20 protein-coding genes are annotated in these 19,412 nt (G+C 68.4%); 3 read left to right on the top strand and 17 right to left on the bottom strand.

Features of this window, described 5'->3' with window-relative positions; translation table 11 throughout:
* The 3 genes from JWP28_RS05120 to JWP28_RS05110 all read right to left on the bottom strand — a co-directional run.
* On the bottom strand, positions 1–587 hold a 587-nt coding region (locus JWP28_RS05120; protein ID WP_299540717.1), incomplete at its 3' end, for a glycosyltransferase family 39 protein.
* 141 nt (positions 588–728) lie between these two features.
* Positions 729–1,772: a mitochondrial fission ELM1 family protein gene (locus JWP28_RS05115; RefSeq protein ID WP_299540714.1), complete on the bottom strand. Its 1,044-nt coding sequence runs from the start codon at positions 1,770–1,772 to the stop codon at positions 729–731.
* A complete protein-coding gene (locus JWP28_RS05110; protein ID WP_299540711.1) occupies positions 1,772–2,389 on the bottom strand; it encodes a 2OG-Fe(II) oxygenase in 618 nt (205 codons plus the stop codon). Before JWP28_RS05110 ends, JWP28_RS05115 begins: the two co-directional genes overlap by 1 nt.
* Before the next feature lie 181 nt (positions 2,390–2,570).
* Here JWP28_RS05110 and JWP28_RS05105 point away from each other — a divergent pair, with 181 nt between their 5' ends.
* Positions 2,571–3,236, top strand: coding sequence for a sulfur transferase domain-containing protein (locus JWP28_RS05105; protein ID WP_299540708.1), 666 nt, complete (start codon positions 2,571–2,573; stop codon positions 3,234–3,236).
* A gap of 15 nt (positions 3,237–3,251) precedes the next feature.
* Here the strand turns inward: JWP28_RS05105 and JWP28_RS05100 are convergent, their stop codons facing one another.
* From JWP28_RS05100 to JWP28_RS05085, 4 genes are all read right to left on the bottom strand, one after another.
* Positions 3,252–5,627 (bottom strand): TonB-dependent receptor, encoded by a 2,376-nt coding sequence (locus JWP28_RS05100; RefSeq protein ID WP_299540705.1) that lies wholly within the window; start codon positions 5,625–5,627, stop codon positions 3,252–3,254.
* A 67-nt stretch (positions 5,628–5,694) separates the two neighbouring features.
* Positions 5,695–6,648, bottom strand: a complete 954-nt coding sequence (locus JWP28_RS05095) for a FecR domain-containing protein (RefSeq protein ID WP_299540702.1) — start codon at positions 6,646–6,648, stop codon at positions 5,695–5,697.
* Between the two features lie 132 nt (positions 6,649–6,780).
* The gene (locus JWP28_RS05090; RefSeq protein WP_299540699.1) at positions 6,781–7,479 is read right to left on the bottom strand and encodes an RNA polymerase sigma factor; all 699 of its coding nucleotides are present in this window, start codon (positions 7,477–7,479) and stop codon (positions 6,781–6,783) included.
* 99 nt (positions 7,480–7,578) lie between these two features.
* Positions 7,579–7,767, bottom strand: coding sequence for a hypothetical protein (locus JWP28_RS05085; protein WP_299540696.1), 189 nt, complete (start codon positions 7,765–7,767; stop codon positions 7,579–7,581).
* A 139-nt stretch (positions 7,768–7,906) separates the two neighbouring features.
* On the opposite strand from JWP28_RS05085, the gene JWP28_RS05080 reads away from it, so the two are divergent.
* A complete protein-coding gene (locus JWP28_RS05080; protein ID WP_299540694.1) occupies positions 7,907–9,274 on the top strand; it encodes a HAMP domain-containing sensor histidine kinase in 1,368 nt (455 codons plus the stop codon).
* A 23-nt stretch (positions 9,275–9,297) separates the two neighbouring features.
* On the opposite strand, the gene JWP28_RS05075 is transcribed toward JWP28_RS05080, so the two are convergent.
* Positions 9,298–9,960 carry a sensor histidine kinase gene (locus JWP28_RS05075; RefSeq protein WP_299540692.1) on the bottom strand — a complete coding sequence of 221 codons (663 nt, stop codon included), beginning with the start codon at positions 9,958–9,960 and terminating at the stop codon, positions 9,298–9,300.
* Positions 9,961–10,283: 323 nt separating this feature from the next.
* Here JWP28_RS05075 and JWP28_RS05070 point away from each other — a divergent pair, with 323 nt between their 5' ends.
* Positions 10,284–10,967 (top strand): response regulator transcription factor, encoded by a 684-nt coding sequence (locus JWP28_RS05070; RefSeq protein ID WP_299540689.1) that lies wholly within the window; start codon positions 10,284–10,286, stop codon positions 10,965–10,967.
* Between the two features lie 169 nt (positions 10,968–11,136).
* On the opposite strand, the gene JWP28_RS05065 is transcribed toward JWP28_RS05070, so the two are convergent.
* The 9 genes from JWP28_RS05065 to JWP28_RS05025 all read right to left on the bottom strand — a co-directional run.
* Positions 11,137–11,928, bottom strand: coding sequence for an SDR family NAD(P)-dependent oxidoreductase (locus JWP28_RS05065; RefSeq protein ID WP_299540687.1), 792 nt, complete (start codon positions 11,926–11,928; stop codon positions 11,137–11,139).
* Positions 11,929–12,019: 91 nt separating this feature from the next.
* Positions 12,020–13,090: a YncE family protein gene (locus JWP28_RS05060; RefSeq protein ID WP_299540684.1), complete on the bottom strand. Its 1,071-nt coding sequence runs from the start codon at positions 13,088–13,090 to the stop codon at positions 12,020–12,022.
* A 54-nt stretch (positions 13,091–13,144) separates the two neighbouring features.
* Positions 13,145–13,966 (bottom strand): amidohydrolase family protein, encoded by an 822-nt coding sequence (locus JWP28_RS05055; RefSeq protein WP_299540681.1) that lies wholly within the window; start codon positions 13,964–13,966, stop codon positions 13,145–13,147.
* A gap of 54 nt (positions 13,967–14,020) precedes the next feature.
* Entirely contained in the window at positions 14,021–15,049 is a 1,029-nt protein-coding gene (locus JWP28_RS05050; RefSeq protein WP_299540679.1) for an alpha/beta fold hydrolase, read from the bottom strand.
* A 310-nt stretch (positions 15,050–15,359) separates the two neighbouring features.
* On the bottom strand, positions 15,360–16,022 hold the full coding sequence (locus JWP28_RS05045; protein WP_299540677.1) for a TetR/AcrR family transcriptional regulator: 663 nt from the start codon (positions 16,020–16,022) through the stop codon (positions 15,360–15,362).
* Between the two features lie 95 nt (positions 16,023–16,117).
* Complete coding sequence (locus JWP28_RS05040) at positions 16,118–17,035, bottom strand: dihydrodipicolinate synthase family protein (protein WP_299540674.1); 918 nt, start codon at positions 17,033–17,035, stop codon at positions 16,118–16,120.
* A complete protein-coding gene (locus JWP28_RS05035; RefSeq protein WP_299540672.1) occupies positions 17,032–17,517 on the bottom strand; it encodes a hypothetical protein in 486 nt (161 codons plus the stop codon). Before JWP28_RS05035 ends, JWP28_RS05040 begins: the two co-directional genes overlap by 4 nt.
* Positions 17,518–17,535: 18 nt before the next feature.
* Positions 17,536–18,678 (bottom strand): zinc-binding dehydrogenase, encoded by a 1,143-nt coding sequence (locus tag JWP28_RS05030; RefSeq protein WP_299540670.1) that lies wholly within the window; start codon positions 18,676–18,678, stop codon positions 17,536–17,538.
* A gap of 33 nt (positions 18,679–18,711) precedes the next feature.
* On the bottom strand, positions 18,712–19,412 hold a 701-nt coding region (locus JWP28_RS05025), incomplete at its 5' end, for a GMC family oxidoreductase (RefSeq protein ID WP_299540668.1).

Genomic DNA, 19,412 nt, shown 5'->3' with positions numbered 1-19,412 from the left:
CTCAGCCACGCCCGGCCGCGGTCCGTGCCCAGCAGGAAGACCCCCACGCCGAACGCAAAGAGAATGGCTTGGTACTTGGAGAGGCCGGCGAGCCCGATCCAGGCGCCAGCGCCAAGCCACGACCCGCCGCGTCCGCCGGGGGCAGGAGCCTGCGGGCGATTGGATTCGAAGAAGATGCCGCTCAGCTGGCAGGCGGCGGCCAGAAGGCAGAAGATCAGCGGACCGTCCGGCAGGACCCACGATGCCGCAACGACGGTGAAGAAGGCGGACAGGTTGAGCGCCAGCACGGCCCAGACGCCGGCCCGCGCGCCGAACAGCCGCCGCGTCAAGGCGAAGAGCAGCCAGGATGAGCCGGCGAAGAGTACGATAAACGGCAGACGCGCCAGGCGGCCATAGCCCAACGCCCCGCTGCAAAGGTGCACCAGCCACAGGTGCAGCGGCGGGTGGTCGAAGTACGACAGCTGGAGCTGTCGGGCGATGGCCAGGGTGTAGGCCTCGTCCACCCCGAGGCCGACGAGCCCCGCGGACACCATGCGCAGGACCGAAAATCCCACGATCAGGGCAAGAGCGGTCTGCGCGGCGCTCAAGCTTGGGACGCGAAGCCGCCAGGGGCTCACAACAACGCTGGCTGTCACTGGGTGCGGGGACCTGTTCGGCGGCTGCTGGGCGCCGTTCGCGCGGTCCCAACTTTCGGTATGGCGACAAGACGACAGGCTCTCGAAAGCGCCTCAAGGAAGCGGCGCTGTAATCGCCTGGACGTCGGCGGGGCCCGACCGCGCTGTCGACCGGCCGATCTTGGCCTTGACGAGTTCGCGCAGGATGTTGGCGACGTGCGGCGTCGAGTCCACCCCGCCTTGCCGAGCGGGCGGCGGTGCGCCCCCAAGTGACGCCACCAATCCCTTCGCCAGCAGATTCCCGAGGAAGCGGGCGTGGCGAGGGCCGCCGGCGACGTTGAATATCCAGACCGGGACCTTGGTCGCGAGCGCCTCGGAGATCATCGAGATGCTGTCGCTGGTGACCACCAGCCGATCGGCCAGCGCCAGGATCGGAAGATAGGGATTGGGCGGGCTTCCAGCCCAGAGGAACACCGTCGGGTCGGCGGCGTAGCGCGCGTTCAGGAGGTCAACGACCGCCGCCGGGGTTCGCCGCGAGGGCGTGATCAGAAGAGAGCCGCCGCTGTCGGTTCGCAGGGCGTCCAGGCTGTCCGCCAATCGGCGGGCGTCGGCGACCGTCAAGTCGGCGTGGCGCGTGGATCCGCCGAGCAGGACCCCGGTCCAAGGCCGCCGCAGAGCTGCAAAGCGCAGATCGCTCACCGCGGCCGCCTCGGCAAGGGCTGACGCTCGTATGCCGTGAAGCGCAGTGTCGATGCGCAGTACGTTGGATCCGGCAAGGTCGTCATGGGTCATGGCGACGATGGCGTCGAAAGCCGCGGGATCGGTTGGCCGTTGAATGTGAACCGTGACCATTGGAGCGCGGCTGCGCCGCCGCACGGCCATGGCCGCCAGCGCGCTTCGCCGGCCGCAGGTGATGAGGACATCCGGCCAGGGTGGCTCGAGGCGGCCGCCAACCCGGGAAACCCCAAACAGGCTCAGCCTGAACAGTGCAGGAGGAGCCAACGACCACAGGCGATTAACCCGTATCAGGCGTTCCTCGGCGCTGGCCGAAAGCTCGCGGGCCAGGCCCCGCGCCTGTCCATGGATGCCGGGCTCTCCCGTCGTCATGTACCAGACCCGAAGGCCGTCCTTCGGTCCTGCGGCCGGCGTCTGCGTCACTAGGCGACGCGCCGCTTGGACATGGCGGAGATCCGATGCCGTAACACGCCCACGAGCGACGCCCGCGTGGACTGGAGATAGTTCAGCTGCAGAACCCGGCGTTGGCCAACGAAGGGCGTGTGGCCATGCCAGGAGTCGTCGGTCCTCCGGAACGCGACCAACGACCCGAGGCCCGCCGGGATTTCCACGGCGTGGGCCTCAATGTCAGACTCGCTGCGCAACAGGCGCAGTTGGCCCTCCCCGCCGACCCAGCCGGCGTTCAGATAGAGCAGCAGGGAGAGGATCTTCGACTTGGAGTCGGTGTGGATGCGGCCATCCTTCGACGAGCATTGTCCGCGAAGCGTCACGACCGCGGGCCGATCTTCGAGGTCCAGCTCGAAAACGCGTTCCATCTGCGTTCTGAATCTCTGGGACAGGAGGTCGGCGATCAGTCCGTTCAGGACGGGTCCGGGCGGCGCATCGGCGAGCGAGAAAGAGCCCGGGCTTCGGATTGCCGGATATTCCTGAGGAAGGGCGGACGCACACTCCGGCTCCAGAACCTGGTTGAGGGCGATATGATCGAAGGGCTCTCTAACGAGCTTCGCCGCTTCAATCGCCCGCCAATCCAAACCCACCATGGCTCGACCTCCGCGCATCGGCGCGCCGACCCGTCCGGGCCCGAAACAATAAGACGACGTCGAGGGAGATGCACCTCAATCCGTGCGCCTCTGCGACAAGGAGGCATTCGCCCAGGCGACGAAGGCGGCCTGCGCGTGCTAGGCCGATAGCAGGGCCGCGGGCCGACGGTCAGAGGTAGTCTTGGCGGAATTCGATCTGACAACGCCGCGCGGACGGCTCAGAGCCTACCTGGACTACCTGTGGAACGATCACGCCTACCTGCGCCTGGGATTCCAGAACTCGCATTGGATTTCGGACGAACTGGTGCGCACCAACCAGCCTTGGCCCCACCAGATTGCGGCGTGGAGGGCGCGGGGCGTCCGGACCATCATCAACCTTCGCGGTGGCTTCGACGCCAGCTTCCATGCGCTGGAGCGGGACGCCTGTGAGAGGCTGGGCCTGACCCTGGTGAATTTCACGATCACCTCGCGTGACGCGCCCAGTGTCGATCAGGTGCGGGCCGCCAGGACGCTGTTCGAGACCATCGCCTACCCCGCGCTCCTGCACTGCAAATCGGGAGCCGACCGCGCCGGCATGATGAGCGCGCTCTACATGCATTTCCGGCAGGGAAGGACGATCCGGGAGGCGCTCGACCAGCTGCACCTGCGCTACCTGCACCTGAAGAACAGCCGGACCGGCGTTTTGGACTGCACCTTCGAGCGCTATCTGGCTGAGGGCGAGCCGGCCGGACTGAGCTTCCTGGCTTGGGTGGAAAGCGCCGGCTATGATCCCGCCGCGATCAAGGCGGCGCACCGGGCCGGCGCGAAGGGCCCGCCGATCGCCGATCTCGTGCTCAGGCGCGAGTAGTAGCGGCGCCTGCGATCAATAGGCCATGCGAAGGCTTAGCGAGATGGTGCGCGGGCGGAGCGGGGTGACCTGGCGTGTCGTCCGCAGCGTGAACGGGTTGCCGTAGGCAAAAGTGTCTCCCCGGGCGTCGGCGGGATTGTCGACGGCGAGCGTCAGGCGCCAGCGGTCGTCGGCCAGCGCCGCCGCGATCCGGCCTGTGGAATAGCCGCCCATCCGCGGGGAGGTGACGGCGTCGAACGTCAAGTGCGAGGCCCCGACGTAGGCGTAGCGGCCGTCGACCTCCACGCTGCGTCCCTGCGGGAGCCGCCAGGCGTAGTGCGCCGACGCCCCGGCCTGCGCGCTGGGCACGCCGGCCAGGCCCAGGTCCGCGCGCGCAGGAAACGCGGGATTGGCGCGGTTCAGCTCCGGGCCGTTGATCAGAAGGTTGCCGCGCACGAGCAGTTCGCCGGCGCTGTACCCGCCTTCGAACTCGAAACCCGTGTTGCGCCCGTCACCGATGTTGGCGGTGAACGGCAGGCCGGAGGCCAGCAGCTGGTCGCTCTGGATGTTCTTCCAGACGGCTTGGAACACGGCCGAACGGAGGACGAGGCGACCGTCCAAGGCGCTGGCGCGCACGCCAGCTTCGAAGCTCCAGAGCTCGTCACCCTGATAGAACCGATTGGGCTCGGGGCCGCCCTCGGGGCTGAAGACCTGACCCGTCGCGCCGGTGGTGTTGACGCCGGCCGAACGGTAGCCCTCCGCGGCCTGTGCGTAGAACAGCAATGAACGGCTGCGGCTGTAGGCGAGCACGATCTTCGGTGCGAAGCCCGAGTGCGACATCCCGCCGGCGAACGACGAGGCGGTCCGCGCGAGCGGCTCGCTGATCGCACTTCTCACGTCCGTGTCGGAGGTAAACCCGCGGCCGCCCAGGGTCACGCTGAGGTCGCCGGTCAGCGGAAGCACGGCTTCACCGAAGAGGGCGCCTTCGTCGAGGTGGTCCTGTCGCGTTTCAGTGAAAGCCTCGACAGGGCCTGAGGCCAGGCTCGTCAAGGTCAGTCCGACGTCTTGCCGGCTGCGGCTGTAGAAGATTCCAGCCAACCATTGGATCGGCGCCGTGGGCTTTGAGGTCAGCGTCGCCTCGGTGATTAGGCTGACGATGGCGTCGTCGTCATCGAACGCCGCCGGTCCCGCGGGCACGGGGACCGGCGGCATCGAACTCGCGTCATAGCGGCTGGCGAGGCGGTGGCGGACGAGCGCCGTGGTCCAGTGCGCCTCGGCTCCGTCCAAATCGCCCCGCAGGCTGATGTGCGCCTCCGCGAAATCGTTGTCGTGCGGTTCGCGGACCTGGTTTCGGCGCGTGTAGGGCGGCTGTCCCGCCAGCGCATATTGCGTGTCGTCCGAGTTGATCGCCTGAGCGACGAGACCGCCGGACACGGTCCATCGATCACTCAGCTGAAGCGTCGCCGTCAGGCGGCCACCGTCGCGAACCGTCCGGTTGACGTGCGTCAGGCCCAGGGCGGCGTCGTTGATGTAACCGCCCTGGAGGTCATGGTAGCCCACGAGGCGGACAGCCCCGCGTCCCCCCATGAAGGGCAGGTTCACGGCCCCTTCGAGCACGCCGGATCCATCGCCGCCCCGAGTGAGGGCCCGCGTCGTCGATATCCAGCCGCTGAACTCGCCGGGCTGCGGCTGGATGGTCACCAGTTGCAGGATTCCGCCCAGCGACCCGGCGCCATAGAGGGCCCCCTGCGGACCGCGAAGCACCTCGACCTGGGCCATGTCCACCAGCCTCAGGTCCGGGTCGGGTGCGTTGTAGGTGAGCCTGACGTCGTCGAGATAGAGGCCGACCATAGACTGGGTGCGGCCGGTCAGCGGACCGTCCGAGAGGCCCCTTATGAGGATCTTGTCACGCCCGGCCCCGAGATTGGTCACGGTCATGGACGGTGTGGTCAAGGCCAGGTCCCCGGCGTCGTGCACGCCGAGCGCGCTCAGCGAGCGGCCGTCGAGGGCGCTGACGGCATAGGCGAGGCTGTCGGATCGGGTCGGCCGGCGCGTCGCGACGACGATCAAAGTATCGAGGCTCGGCGGCGGCGCGGCGCGGACGACGTCACGCTGGGGTGGCTTGGGCGCGGGCGAGCGCACGATCTCGACGGCGCGGATATCGATCATGCGATAGCCGCAGCCGGTTCCGGCGAGCATCCGCGTCAACGCCGCGTCGAGGGTGAGGCGTCCGAGCACCGGCTGACCTTGCGGCGCGCATTGTGCGGCGGCGCCGGTGCTGATCGTGACCTCGGCCTGCGTCGCCAAGGCGACCAGCGCCGCGCCCAGAGGCTGTCGCGGGATGTTGAACGCATGGAGCGGCTCGGCCGCCATGGCGCGGCCGCAAAGCAGCAGCCCTGTCGCGACGGCCAAGATCGCCGCGAATCGGCGCCATGGGAGGCAGGGCAACAGCGGTCGCTCCTTCAGGCCGGGAGACGCGTCAGCTTAGCGTGATTGTCCGGTCGGTACGCCGCACGGTCAGCGAAAGATAGCTGGCGAGCCTGCGGACGAGCACAGCTTGATCGCCGAGATCGAGGACGCCGGAGAACCGCTTGGCGCCGGCGGCTTTCGTGACCCGGATCGGGATGGCGTAGCGCCGGTTGACTGCGGCGGCGATCTGCGCCAGCGGTTCGTCGTCACAGACCAGACGGCCCGCTCGCCAGGCGAAGGCGCCATCCGGATTGACCTGTCGCCTGGCGGAGGTGGTCGTCCCCTCTACGTGGCGCAACTCCTCGCCGGCCGCCAGGCGCTCGACGGCCGCGCTGCCCAGATCCGGTTGACGGACCTCGACGACGCCGCGGCGGACGGTCACCGCGATATGGCGGTCGTCGTGCCGGATATTGAACTCGGTCCCCACCACGCGGACCCGCTGATCGCCGACGTCGATGACGAACGGCCGGCGCGGATCCTTCGCAACGTCAAAGCTCGCCTGCGCCTGGGCGAGGCCCACGCGCCGCTGTCGCCAGCCGAGCCGGACGGTCATCGTCGATGCAGCGTCGAGGTGGACGCGGGTCCCGTCGGCCAGCGCGATCTCCCGGGTCTCGCCGACGCCCGTGCGATAGACTGCGGCCGGACCGTCGTAGGCGCGCTGCAGGCTGGGAGCCGCGATCACGGCCGCCACGCCGGCCGCCGCCACCAGGCCGGCCAGTTGGACCCAGCGGCGTGACAGCACCGGCCGCGCCGCGCCGCGGAGGACCGCGGGCGTCCGGCGCGCGACGGCGGCGGCGATCTCGCGGGCATTGTCGGCGATCTCAGCACTCAACCGCTCGGCGCGTGCGAAGGCCTCGGCGTGCGCCTCGGAGGCCTCGAGCCAGGCGGTCAGCGCAATCCAGTCGTCCGCCGTCGCGGCGTCGGACTGCACGCGCACCAGCCAGTTGACCGCCTCGTCGTCCAAGTCCTTCGTAGCCCCTTGATTGGTCGGCGGCGCCATTGGGCGACATCGTGGTCCGGCGCCGACCTCATTGGCCCGCCCCAATGACGCCATAAACCAAGGGGCGCCTCAAACAATTCGCAACACGCCTGACACTCATTGGCCGACCTTCGCCAGAATGCGCTTGAGGCAGGTCATCATGTATTTCTCGATGCTGGATCGGGAGACGCCCATCGCCCGGGCGGCTTCGGCATGACTGAGCCCTTCCAGCTTGTGCAGGCGGAAGGCTTCACGCACGGGCGGCGGCAGTTCGTTCACCACCTCGATGATCCGCCGCAGGCGCTGCCTGGCGTCGGCGACCTCATCGGCGGGCGACTCCTCGGCGATGCTCTTCCCCCCCGCGTTGCTGGAGTGGATTCCATGCCAATCGGTTTCCCGCCGGCCGGCCCGACGCTGCACCTTCAGCCGGTCGAGCATCAGGTTCGTGCCCAGGCGGAAGAGGTAGGCGGCTGGATTGCCGATCTCCAGCTCAGGCGGACTGGAGATCTTCAGATAGATGTCCTGGACAAGGTCCTCGGCGGCCTCCTCCGAACGCAGCCGTGCGCGAAAATAGCGAACGAGATCGGCGCGCCGCTGCAGGTAGGTCGAGAGCAACGGGTTCTGGTCGCTGCCGTCCAAGGGCGAATGGTGCTCCTTCATGCGCTCCCGGCGCCAAGCTAACACGAATTGCGTGTCGCCAACCGTCAGGCCGTCCGGTGCACGGTTAGCCCGATCAGCACCGGCATCGCCAGCAGAACCAGCGGGTACTGCAGCAAGAGGGCGCGCATGCCCTTGACAGGGCGCAGGCGCGTCCATGCGCGGGCGCGCCGAAGCCGGCCATCTCCAGGTTTCTCCTACGCCGGCGCACGCCCGGCTCGCGGATGGCCTTCGTTCGACCCAAATCCGACGGTCCGCTCAGAGGAGCCGGTAGGCGAAGATCGCCACCGCCCCGAGGGCCAGCACGATCATTGTCAATCCGCCCAGCCGCGGCGACACCACGCACAGGCCGCCCGTCAACACCAGGGCGAGAGCGCCTCCCAACCATACCTTCCAACGCACTTCGATCTCCAAGATGGCCCAATCCTGAGCCTTGGTGACCATCATCGCAGACCCGCGCGGGCGGCGGCCTCGCCCGGGACTTACAAGGGTGTAAGCTCCCCGCCGGGCCGCCCCGGCGCGGCGGCGCCTAGGCTGCCGTACAGGAAGGCGCCTACATGGCGCCTGTGACCGCGGAACAGCCTGCATGATGGCTCGTTGGACCAGACCGCCCCTGAGGCTGCGGCCGCTCGCCTTCACCGCCTTTGCGATGATCATTGTTCTGGGGGCCGTCGCCCTCGCCTTCTATCTTGTCGATCTGTCGGCCGAGAAGGTCTTCCTCGACCGGGAACGGGACGAAGCTCTGGCGGAGCGGAAGATACTCACGGACGCGTTCGCCCGGGAAGGCGCTTCGGGGCTGGCCGAGCGGATGCAGCGTCGCGCGCGGCTCGCGGCCCCTGAGGAGCACTACGCGGTGTTCGACGCCGCCGGGCGGCCCATCAGCGGCGACCTGCTCATTCTGCCGACCCCGCTGCGCCTGGCCGGCTGGAGCAGGGTCCGCTCGCGGACGCGGGCCGGACATATAACGCTCCACGCCACCGTGGCGAGACTGTCGGACGGATCGCTGCTGGTCATCGGCCGTGACGCGGCGGGACAGCGCGTCTTCGAGAGGCGGACCGCGGATGGCCTGGTGATCGCGCTCGCCATTGTCGTGACCGCGAGCCTGGGGGTGGGCCTGCTCCTCAACGCCCTGGTGATCCGGCGGGCCGCCGCCGTGGCCGGCGTCGCCGAACGGATCGCAGCCGGCGACCTTGGAGCGCGGGCGGAGGTCTCGGAGCGCGGCGACTCCTTCGACCGCATCGGCGCCTCGCTGAACAGGATGCTCGACCGCATCGAGGCGCTGCTGACCGGCATGCGCACGGTCACCGACAGCCTGGCCCACGACCTGCGCACGCCGCTGACGCGGATGCGCGGCGCGGTCGAAGGCGCGCTGGACCCGGCGACCAGCACCGCGGATTGCCGCGCGGCCCTGGAGCTGGTCAGCCTGGAGCTGGAGCGGGTGCTCTCGGTGTTCACCGCCCTCATCGACATCGCCCGGGCGGAGTCAGGCCTGTCGCGGGAGATGATGCAGCCGCTGCGGCTGGACGAGCTCGCGCTCGACGTGGCGAGCCTGTTCGCGCCCGTGCTGGAGGACGCCGGCCAGCGGCTGGAGATCCGTCCGATGGGCCCGCTGGTCATCGACGGCCACGAGCAGTTGCTGCGCCAGGCGGTCGGCAACCTGCTGTTCAACGCAGCGCGGCACGCCGGCCCGGATGCGACGGTCACCCTCGATGTGCTGAGGGCCGCTGGCGTCGCGGAGATCATCGTGGCGGACAACGGGCCCGGCATCCCGGCGGAGCACCGCGACCGCGTGAAGGACCGGTTCGTCAGGCTGGACGAGGCCCGCGGCGGCTCAGGTTCCGGTCTCGGCCTCTCCATCGTCGCGGCCGCGGCGAAGCTGCATGGCGGCGAGCTTCGGCTGGAGGACAATCGCCCGGGGCTCCGCGCGGTGCTGACGATGGCGACGGGCGGCTGAACCGGGAGGTTTGCGGCGCCCCGCTAGGCGTCGCATGGCGCTGCGGCTGCCTGGGCCCACAGGAGGGCGTCAAGCGGCGGATCCGGCAGGCTCACGGTGACGATGACGCCGGCAGGGTCCGAGTGGACGGTCAAGGCGCCGTCCAGGGCGTGCGCCAGTCCCTGGACCAATGTCATCCCGTCGCCCTTCCGGTCGCCGCGGAGGCCGGAGCCGTTGTCGGCCACCTGGCAGACCCAACCTCGCTCTCCCCTCCGCAGGCAGACGCTCACCCGTCCGGACCCGCGGTCGACGAAGGCGTGTTTGGCCGCGTTGGTGACCAATTCGACGATGATCAGGCCGAGCTTCTGGCAGGTTTCGCGCGGCAGGGTCCCGGAGTCGCACCTGAACTCGCAGTGGAGACCCCGCGGCTCCAGATGCGCTGCGCACAATTCGGCGCAAAGCCTGGCCAGATGGGCCGACGCGTCCAGCAGGGCCTCGCCGGAATCGTCGCCGAGGGTGCGATGCACGCTGGCGAACGCGTCGATACGACTGGAGAAGACGATGACGGCGTCGCGGACGGCGGGATCGGCGAAGCCGCCGAAGTCGGTCCGCAGGAGTCCATGGAGCGCAGTGAGGGTGTTCAGGAACCGATGGTTCGCTTCCCGCGAGGCAAGTCGCGCATCCGGCTCGGCGATGGCGCTGTTCATGCATGGCTCCGACGGCTTGGCCGAGCGATGGGGATTGGAGCCGGGCAGGCGGCTCGCCCCATCGCGTTGTTGGCGATCCTTCGTCGGGCGCCTCACAGCGGCCTGCGTCTTCGCCTTACAGGAATGCCAGCTAGCCCCGCAGACCCACAGGTTTGTAAGGAAGCCGGCCAGGCGGGGGTCAGGCGCGAGGTTCATCGCGAGGGTCGTCAGCGGGCCGTGCGGGCGCGGCCCCTGGGCCGGTTCCTTGCAAAGACCGGCGTCCGGAGTCCTAGCTGGCGCCGGCCCTGAGGATTGGCCGGCAGTCGAACGCCAAGGAGCTAGGCATGTCCAGGCGCGTGCTGGTGGTCGAGGACGACGCCTCGACCGCGGATTTCATCGCCAAGGGCCTGCGCGAAGAGGGCTTCACCGTCGAACAGGTGAGCGACGGCCGCGATGCGCTCTACGCGGCGACCTCGTCCGAATTCGACGCGATCGTCATGGACCGCATGATCCCAGGCCTCGACGGACTCTCGGTGATCAAGGCCCTGCGCGCCGCAGCCGTGCCGACCCCCATCCTGATCCTTTCGGCCATGGGCCACATCGACGAGCGGGTCAAAGGCCTGAGGGCCGGCGGGGACGACTACCTGACCAAGCCGTTCGGGTTCTCCGAGCTGCACGCCCGCATGGAGAACCTGATCCGTCGGCGAACCGAGAAGGCCGTGGAGACCGAGCTCCGCTGCGGCGACCTGGTCATGGATCTGCTGACCCGCAAGGTGGTCCGGGCCGGCCGGCCGATCGACCTCCTGCCGCGCGAGTTCAAGCTCCTGGAGTTCCTGCTGCGAAACCAGAACCGCGTGGTCACCCGGGTGATGCTGCTCGAACGCGTCTGGGACTACCGCTTCGATCCGCACACCAGCATCATCGACACCCATATCAGCCGGCTGCGGAAGTCCCTGGAGAGCGGCTTCGACAAGCCGTTGCTGCACACGGTGCGGGGCGCGGGCTACCGGCTCGCCGAGGAGCCCTAGCCGCCACGCGTTTCCGACCGGCGGTCGCAGATCGGCGAAAAACCCGATACAGGCCCGATACAGGGGCGTGTCTCTCGTGAGATTTCGCGCTTGTTCGCACGTTCGGTCCGTCCAACAGCGGCCCCAGGACCCTGCCGCTAAAGATCCGCCGGAACCTTGCGGCTGGACCCTAGCGCGGCGGCATCCGGATCGCGCCGTCCAACCGCACGGTCTCGCCATTGAAGTAGCCATTGCGCAGCATGGTCAACGCCAGGTCCGCATACTCGTGCGGATGGCCCAATCGGCGGGGGAAGGGCACCGACTTCGAGAGACTTTCAAAGATCGCGGGCGCGCGGTCCTTCACGCCCAGCATCGGCGGGGTCGACATGATCCCCGGCAGGATGGTGTTGATGCGGATGCCTTCGTTGGAGAGGTCGCGGGCGATGGTCAGCGTCATGCCCTTGATCGCCGCCTTGGCCGCTGAATAGGCCACCTGACCGACCTGGCCGTCTTCGGCCGCCACCGAACCGGTGTTGACGATGGCGCCGCGCTCGCCGTCCTCATTGGGATCGAGCGTCGCCATGCCGCTCGCGCTCTTCACGATGCAGCGGAAGGTCCCGACGGTGTTCAAGCCCAACACCCACTCGAAGTCGGCCACGTTGAAGGGCTTGATCTCGCCGGTCTGCTTGTCTCGGGCGATCGTCTTGCCGCCGCGGCCGCCGCCGGCGCAGTTGACCAGGATCCGCTCCTGGCCATGGGCGGCGCGGGCCTTGGCGAAGCCGGCGTCCACCGACTCCTCGCTCATGACGTTGACCTCGCAGAAGAGCGCGCCGAGTTCCTCGGCCTTGGCGGCGCCGGTCTGCGCGTTGAGGTCGAAGATGGCCACCTTCACGCCCAGGTCGCGCAGGGCCTTCACTGTAGCGGCCCCGAGGCCGGAAGCGCCGCCGGTGACCACGGCGGAGACGGTGCTATCGAGTTTCATGTCGTTCTCGCTCATCCCAAAGGTTTCGCATCTAGCACGGCCGGCCGCCGGGGCTGTTGAACCGCGTACGGTCGCCGCCATGCGGCTCTGTTCAGTCGGGGGCCACCACCAGAATTCTGAACGTGTCGGGCACGAGCGACTTCAGTTGGCCGGGCGCCTTGGGCGGGATAATCTGCGCGGCCGGCAGATAGAGGCGGCCCGTAAGTGGGTCGAGCGCGCCGAGCCGGACCCCGACCTGTGTGGCCAGCCTTTGACTGACGGTGATGTGCCTTCGGTCGCGGACGGAAAAGATTGTCACCACGCCATCGGAGCCGCTCGGTACGAAGGCGCGGCGACGCGCGGCATCGAACAACACAGCGTCGGGGCCGCCGCCGACCTGAAACGTTCGCCAAACGCGTCCCGTTTCGGCGTCCAGGAACAGAACGGCGCCATTGTCGCACACCGATATGAGCATTTGATCCGCCGCATCGTAGGCCAGGCCGGTGGGCCCTTCGCATCCCGGCAGCGCCATACGCCGCAATACGGCGCGCGCCGCGATGTCCACCGCCGCGATCTCATTCCGGCTGTTGATGTTGACGTAGACGAGACCTCGGCCGTCGGCGGCCGGGAAGTCGGGCTCGCCTCCGAGCGGAATTGAGCCTGCCCCCACCCCGGCCACCGGATCGATGAGCGTGAGATCCGCGCCCTGCTTGTTGGTGGTGACGACGAGGCCCGACCGGGGCTCGACAGCGAGGGCGTCCGGGTCCTTGCCCGTCGGTATGGTCGACAGAACGCGACCTGTCGCCTCGTCAAAGATCACGGCCGTGCTGGTGAGCCCGTTGGTGGCGACGGCCCTGCCGCTGTCGCCGATGGGCAAGACGCCGTGGACGAAGGCGCTGGGCACGAAGGCGGGTGTGATGGCGCGGGTCTGCAGATCGACAGCCAGCACGCCGCCGACCCGGCCGACATAGAGCCGGTGACGCTGCGGGTTGACCGTGGCGAGGTCCCAGAGGGCGTTCGGAGCAGGGATGCTGTCGACGATACGATATGCGCCGCGTGCATCAGGCGCGTCTCGCGAGAAGGCGGGCGCCGCCGCAATCGCGAGGATGCACCCGAGCAGCGCGACCGCTGCAGACCTGACCTTTGTCGGAAACCACAGGACGATGCACGCCAATATGGCCATTGGAATGTACCCCTTCTCAGCTGATGCAGGCCGCGGCGCCGCTCACGGAGCGTTTCAGGACCGGGCCGGCGGCGGCGGCGTCCAGTTGAACCAGCGGGAAAAGGACTCGCCCATGATCAGGGGTTTGTCCTTCTCGGGCAGCCACGGCAGCTCCTCGGTGAACATCGTGATGCACTCGCGCCAGGTGCACTTCAGGCGGGTGATGTCGGTTCCCCAGAACAGCCGCTCGGGACCGAAGGCGTCGTAGAGGGCGTGGATGGTGTCGTGCATGCTCCTGAACGGGTATTCGTCAGACGCATAATCCGGCGCGCCGGTCAGCTTCACGGACACGTTGGGGAACCGGCTCCACGACAGCAGGCCATCGGCCTGGATCAGGCCCCCGCTGGGCGTAAGGCCCACGAGGCCGAAGTGATCCACGGTCAGTTTCAGATTCGGGTATTGCGACGCCCAGCGCTCCACGTGTGGCACGAGCGTCGGTCCGCAGACCGCAATCGGAAGCCCCAATTCCTCGGCGAGCGGCCACAGCCACTCCATCGTGCCGTCTGTCGGCCAGCTTCGCTCGTCCGGGGCGACGCAGAGGAACCTCAGGCCGATCATGCCTGGCTGCGACCGCCAGCGCCGCACCAGGTCGGGCGCCTCGGGCCGGTCCAGTTTGAGCCAACCCAAGGTCGCGAACCGGTCGGGAAAGCGTTGTGCGGCCTCGATCGCGTAGCGATTGGAATCGGCGTCCCAGCCCGGCGGATGGTTGATCGCGGCGTCCACCCCCGCCGCCGTCATGTCCGCGACGGCTTCCTCTGCGAGATAGGGGACTTGCCGGTGATGCGGCGGAGACTGGCCACCATCCCAAAGGTGAATTTGCGAGTCGATGATCAGCATGAATATATCCGGATCAAGACGTATGGTAATTCCGCAAGATTGCGGAGGCTACGATCATGTACGGTGAGCCGATAGGCGGTGTGAAATCCAGTCACCAATCACGTTATGCTTGTCGTCGGAATGGTTGTAGAGGCAGTGATCCCCGTCCGAATAGATGATCATCTGCTTGTCAGCGGAACTGGCCCAGTCGAATACGCTCCGCGCGTCCTCGGTCGACACCAGGGGATCCTGACCTCCATGCACGATGAGCAGCGGGCAGCTGACGGAGGCGTCAGGCGCCATGGGATCGATCGTTCGCCAGATTTCGGACGCGGCGGCTTCGGTGACGTCGCCGCAATGGGCCATCATCTTCCGGAAGAAGCTGGTGTTTGCGGGCGCACCCCCAGGGGCTCCCCGGGGCGCTCTGGGGCCGCCGTTGTCGCAGCATGCGACGATGCGCGGGTCCTGGGACGCGAGGCGCATGGCGACGGCGCCGCCCATGCTGTTCCCGACGAACGCCAAGGGAGCGCCGCCGGTCCGGGTGGCGAGGTGGTCGAACAGGCCCTGGTAGGATCGCACCCAGGTCTTCGTAAGGTAGTGGTGGTGCACCATGCGGCTCTCGCCCTGGCCTGGCCCATCCAGGACGAGCGCATCGACTCCGCGCCGGGCCAGTTCGAGCCCTAGGGCGCCGAAGTCCATCGCCCAGCCTTCCACGCCGCCAATCACCACCGCACACCCGACCGAAGGCCCGCTTTGGCTGCGATATAGCCAACCCGCCAGCGGCCCCCCACCCGTCTCGACGATGATCTGCTCACGGTCATCGGTCAGGGTGGCGGCCTGCCGGTAGAGATCCGCCGCGCGCGAGAAGATCTCGCGTCGCTCATCGTCGTCGGCGAGCATCATCATCTGGCTCATCCGCAGGAGAGCCGAGGCGCGATAGAGCCGGTTGGCATGGGTCGCGGCGCTCGCGGGCGCCGCGGGCGCCTCCGGAGGCGCCAGGCAGATCGCGGCCAGGTCTGTCGCGACCGCTTGCCAGGCCTCGCCGGCGGTGACCCGGCCCCGAAGCTCGATCGCATCGGCGTGGCGCACGCCGTAGCCCATCATCCGTTCCAGGGAGAACTGGCGAAGCGCCGCCTGCGCCTCGGGCGAGCTCGGCCCTTCCGGCGCCAGGGCCGCCGCCGATCTGCCGGAGAACGAATGGGTGATAACCGTCGGCGTGGTCTTTCGATTCGCTTCCGAGCCCATGGGTCGCGTCCTCCGCCAGCAATTAGACCATTCTGGTCAATATAAAGTGGTTTGAGAAGGCGTTTTGGGCCTCCGCCGGCGGAAATGACGGCGGCGCGCGGAATTCCGGGATCGATCCGGGGTCAGCAACGACCGCCGCGAACCGGCTCCTGGCCGCAGCGACGGAGGTTCAGACGGTTGCAGCCTGCGGCGTTCGGAAGAACAGCCGCTCGCACAACTCGATGTGCCGTCGGATGGCGTCTTCGGTGTCCGGCGCCTCGCCGGTCAGCAATTCGATCTCTCGCGCGGACCGGTACGGGCTCGTTGCCGACCCGAGGAACAGGTACAGCAAGCTCAAAGGGTCGCCTTCGACAAACGCGCCCAGCGCCTGCGCCCGTCGGATGAGTTCCGTCGTGTGCGCCAGCGTCGGCCCGACGTGGTTGGTCACCAGCCATTCCAGGCGTTCCGAGGCCAGGGAGTTTTCCCGGGTGATCATCCGGAAGAAGTCCGGATACTCGGCGCTGAAGCGGATGTAATGGGCAAAGTTGCGCTTGAGGCGACGCACCGGATCGCCCTCGCGCACCGGCCCGACGACCCCGAAGCTGCGCCGCGTATACCAGCGCACCGCCTCCTTGACGGTCTCGTACCAGAGCTCCTCCTTCGTGTGGAAATGGTAGATCACCAGTGAGTGCGGCACGTCGGCCGCTTCGGCGATGCCGCGCGTGCTTGCCCCATCGAAGCCGAGCAGGGCGAACTGCGAGAGGGCGGAGTGGATGATCTTCAGCCGCGTGTCGACCGACCGCTGCTGCCGGCGGCGCGCAGGTTTCGGTCGCGCCGATCCGGTCGCGCTCATCTACTCTAATCTCCACCCGACCGCGGTCGGCCCAAATCACGGGCCGCAATCTTGCACGGAAGCCGGAGAGATCGAAAGCCGTCGCAGGATGGGCCTCAGGAACGGGCGCCCAGCGTCTCGGACGCCGCCTGTCGCCCGAGCGCGGCGTAGCGGTCGAGGAGGGTCTCCAGTTGCGCGGCGTCCAAGGGCGCCAGCGGCGGCAGCGTCGGCGCATGTCCTCTGTCGTTCTCCAGGCGCGCGATCATCGCCTTGATGCCCGGCACCAAGGGCAGCCCGTCGAAGATGCCCCGCAGCCGGATCGCGCGTTCGAGGGCCGCCGGGTCGCCGCGGTGGTAGGCGAGCGCGCAGTCGGGCGCGTTGAGGTTGGCCGTGGCCGAGATGCAGCCGGCGAACGGTCCGCCCATCCTCGCCTGGAACAGGGTCGCCTCGTTCGAGGGATAGACGGCAATGGCCGGCGACAGGGCGGCGACTTCCGTCGCGTAGCCGACGTCGCCGGACGAGTCCTTGAGGCCGGCGATCCGCGAGCCCAGGCGATCGAGCAGGAGCGCCACCAGCTGCGGCGTATAGTTGACGCCCGACAGGGCGGGAAAATTGTACAGATAGAGCGGGATCAGTGTCGCCGCCGTCGCCTCCGAGACCGCCTCGACGAAGCGCAGCATGCCCGCGTCGGAAACCGGCTTGTAGTAGAACGGTGGCAGCAGCAGCGCCGCCGAGAACCCGATCTCAGCGGCCCTGCGCGTCAGCAACGCGGCGTCCTGCAGGGCCGCGGCGCCCGTCCCCACGATCATGCGGTCCAATGGCAGGGCCGAGGCGCCGACGGCCTCCATGACCCTGATCCGCTGTGCGACGGAGAGCGATGTGGCCTCGCCAGTGGTGCCGAGAAGATTGAGCCCGTCGCATCCGCCGTCGAGCAGGCCGGCGGCCCTCGCGACGAGCCGCGGCAAGTCCGGTTCGCCGGATTCCGAGAAGGGGGTGGCGATGGCGGCGATGACGCCGCGTATGGCCTGGCTCATGGCGTCGCCATTTCGGCGGCGTCTTGCAGCTGCGGGCCGGCTTCGAGCTTCACTGTCTCGGGAAGCGCGATCGGCGGGTTCGCGCCCTGCAGGAATTCCACCGTGATGAAGACGAGCTCGGTATCGCCGACGTTCTCGATCGCGTGGACGAAATGCTCGTCCAGGCCGTGTTGGAAGTGCCGCGTTTCGCCGGGATAGTGGTGCACGTCGACGATCCGGCCGTCCTCGTAGTAGCCGCGCGCGACGCCGGCGGTCGGCGTGGTCCAGAAATAATCGAGCACGTGGCGGTGGAAGGTGAGCCAGCCGCCCGGCAGGAGGGACAGGTGCCAGACGCGCACGCGTTCGGTTTCGGACACCAGGAGGTTGCCGACCACCCCGTTGAACTGATTGCGTTCGAACTCCTCCCGCAGGTTTGGCGGCCAATCCCGGCGCGGATCGGCCGGCGGTCCCGGAGGGGCTATCTCGACGATCTCGTGGCGCATTGTCGTGGACCCACGGCGCTAGAGTTGCGGCTTGAGGATGACCTTGATCGCACCGTCCACGCGATCACGCGCATAGCGCAGCGCCTCCGGCAGGTCAGCAAGGCCGAAGGTGTGGGTGTGGATCAAGCCCGCGTTGAACCGCCCGGCCGCCATCAAGGCGAGCGCGCGGTGCGTGGCGCTGCGGCCTTCGCCGCGGATGCCGTAGAGGTAGATGTTGTTCTGGACGGCGTAGGCTAGGTCGATCTTCACCAGGCCATGCGGGAAGGCCGCAAGGCAGATCTTGCCCCCGCGGTTCGTCATCCGGATCGCCTGATTCACTGACTCCTCGGTGCCGGCGCAGTCGAGCACATAGTCGGCGCCCTTGCCGGTGAGGCGCATGACCGCCGCGACGGGATCCTCGGCGGTGGAGTCGATCGTATGATCGGCGCCAAGCTTGGCGCCGATGGCCAGGCGATCCTTGCGCGTCCCGGTCAGGATGACCGGGTGGGCGCCCAGGGCCTTGGCGGTGGCGGCGCCCAGCAGTCCGATCGGGCCGGGTCCGATGACCACGACCGACTCCCCGGCCAGCAGCCCTCCGAGTTCGGTGAAGCCGTACATCGAGGTTCCCGCCGTGACGACAAGGGCGGCCTCTTCGTCCGTCATCGAGTCCGGCACTCGGACCAGCGTGTTGATGTGGTTGACGGCATACTGGGCAAAGCCGCCGTTGGTCGTGAAGCCGTTGGCCCGGTGGCCCTTGTCGTTGCCGGGGTAGTTGGCGCCATAGTTGTGGCAGGCCGTGTACATGCCTTCCCGGCAGCGTTTGCAGCGCCCGCAGCCGGCGTGGATCTCGACCGTCACGCGGTCGCCGACTTGGTGCTCGTCGACGTTGGGGCCCAGCTCCACGACCGTTCCCATGTACTCGTGGCCGGGGGTGAAGCCCTGGTTGAAGGGCGGGCCGCCATTCACCAGCGCGGGCGGCCCTTCGCCGATCACTTCCAGATCGGTGGCGCAGATGGCCACGGCGTCGATGCGCACGAGGACCTCGGCTGACCCAGGCCGCGGCGCTGGCTTGGTCGCCAGCTCCAGCTCGTTCGGATTCTTGAGCACCCAGGCTCGCATGGTCGCCGGAGCGACCTCTTCGAGCGCGGGCGCCGTCCCTCTGGCCAGGGTGCGTACGGTCATGGAACTCATCCAAGCTAATTTGACCACTATGGCCTAAATGTTCGAACCCGCAAGCGCTGCGACCGGGGTGCTGACTCCCAGGACCAGGTCCGAGATCCGCTCCGCGACCATCAGCACCGGCAGGTTCGTGTTGCCGCGGGGGACGGTAGGCATCACCGAGGCATCGGCTATGCGCAGGCCGGCGATTCCGTGGACCCGCCCTTGGGGATCGACGACGGACATGGGGTCGTCGGTAGAGCCCATCCTGCAGGTGCCGGCGTGATGGGCGAGCGGCGTGACGTTGGCCCTGACGAACTCCGCCAGCCGCTCTGGATCGGCCAGCAGCTCGGCGAACGCCCCGCCCGGACCACCGATCGAGCCCACCACCCGATCGCCCAGGCCCGGCACGACGTCGAGCAGGGTGGCGATCGCCTGGGCGCGGATGGCGTTGGCGGGGGTTCGCAGGCTGAACCTGACGGCATTGGCCAAACGACTGGCGCCCACAGGGACGCCGACGAGGGGGGCGACCTCAGGTGAGGCCAGCAATCGCGCGATACGAAACAGCCCCTCGCTGAGGCGGGCCGCGTCCCGCGGATCGCCGAGCAGGTTGTACTCGACGACGCAGGCTGGATCGCCGCCGCGGCCCGGCCGCAGCCGCACCTGGCCCCGCGAGGCCGGGGCCATGACCAGCGGGCTGAAGTGCGCCATCCGGCCGGCGATCGCGTGCCAGCTGGCCCGGCTGCCGAGCGCGAGCG

This window comes from Phenylobacterium sp., assembly GCF_028290885.1.
GTDB lineage: Bacteria > Pseudomonadota > Alphaproteobacteria > Caulobacterales > Caulobacteraceae > Phenylobacterium.
Note: the sequence above shows the minus strand (reverse complement) of the source record. Positions and strands in the feature narration are given on the sequence as shown.

Bases quoted from the DNA above. Each gene is read 5' to 3' on its own strand.
- JWP28_RS05110 (WP_299540711.1), bottom strand. From the start codon at position 2,389: ATGGTGGGTTTGGATTGGCGGGCGATTGAAGCGGCGAAGCTCGTTAGA.
- JWP28_RS05090 (WP_299540699.1), bottom strand. From the start codon at position 7,479: ATGGACGCGCCTGCGCCCTGTCAAGGGCATGCGCGCCCTCTTGCTGCA.
- JWP28_RS05085 (WP_299540696.1), bottom strand. From the start codon at position 7,767: ATGATGGTCACCAAGGCTCAGGATTGGGCCATCTTGGAGATCGAAGTG.
- JWP28_RS05080 (WP_299540694.1), top strand. From the start codon at position 7,907: ATGATGGCTCGTTGGACCAGACCGCCCCTGAGGCTGCGGCCGCTCGCC.
- JWP28_RS05075 (WP_299540692.1), bottom strand. From the start codon at position 9,960: ATGAACAGCGCCATCGCCGAGCCGGATGCGCGACTTGCCTCGCGGGAA.
- JWP28_RS05070 (WP_299540689.1), top strand. From the start codon at position 10,284: ATGTCCAGGCGCGTGCTGGTGGTCGAGGACGACGCCTCGACCGCGGAT.
- JWP28_RS05065 (WP_299540687.1), bottom strand. From the start codon at position 11,928: ATGAAACTCGATAGCACCGTCTCCGCCGTGGTCACCGGCGGCGCTTCC.
- JWP28_RS05060 (WP_299540684.1), bottom strand. From the start codon at position 13,090: ATGGCCATATTGGCGTGCATCGTCCTGTGGTTTCCGACAAAGGTCAGG.
- JWP28_RS05055 (WP_299540681.1), bottom strand. From the start codon at position 13,966: ATGCTGATCATCGACTCGCAAATTCACCTTTGGGATGGTGGCCAGTCT.
- JWP28_RS05050 (WP_299540679.1), bottom strand. From the start codon at position 15,049: ATGATGGGCTACGGCGTGCGCCACGCCGATGCGATCGAGCTTCGGGGC.
- JWP28_RS05045 (WP_299540677.1), bottom strand. From the start codon at position 16,022: ATGAGCGCGACCGGATCGGCGCGACCGAAACCTGCGCGCCGCCGGCAG.
- JWP28_RS05040 (WP_299540674.1), bottom strand. From the start codon at position 17,035: ATGAGCCAGGCCATACGCGGCGTCATCGCCGCCATCGCCACCCCCTTC.
- JWP28_RS05035 (WP_299540672.1), bottom strand. From the start codon at position 17,517: ATGCGCCACGAGATCGTCGAGATAGCCCCTCCGGGACCGCCGGCCGAT.
- JWP28_RS05030 (WP_299540670.1), bottom strand. From the start codon at position 18,678: ATGACCGTACGCACCCTGGCCAGAGGGACGGCGCCCGCGCTCGAAGAG.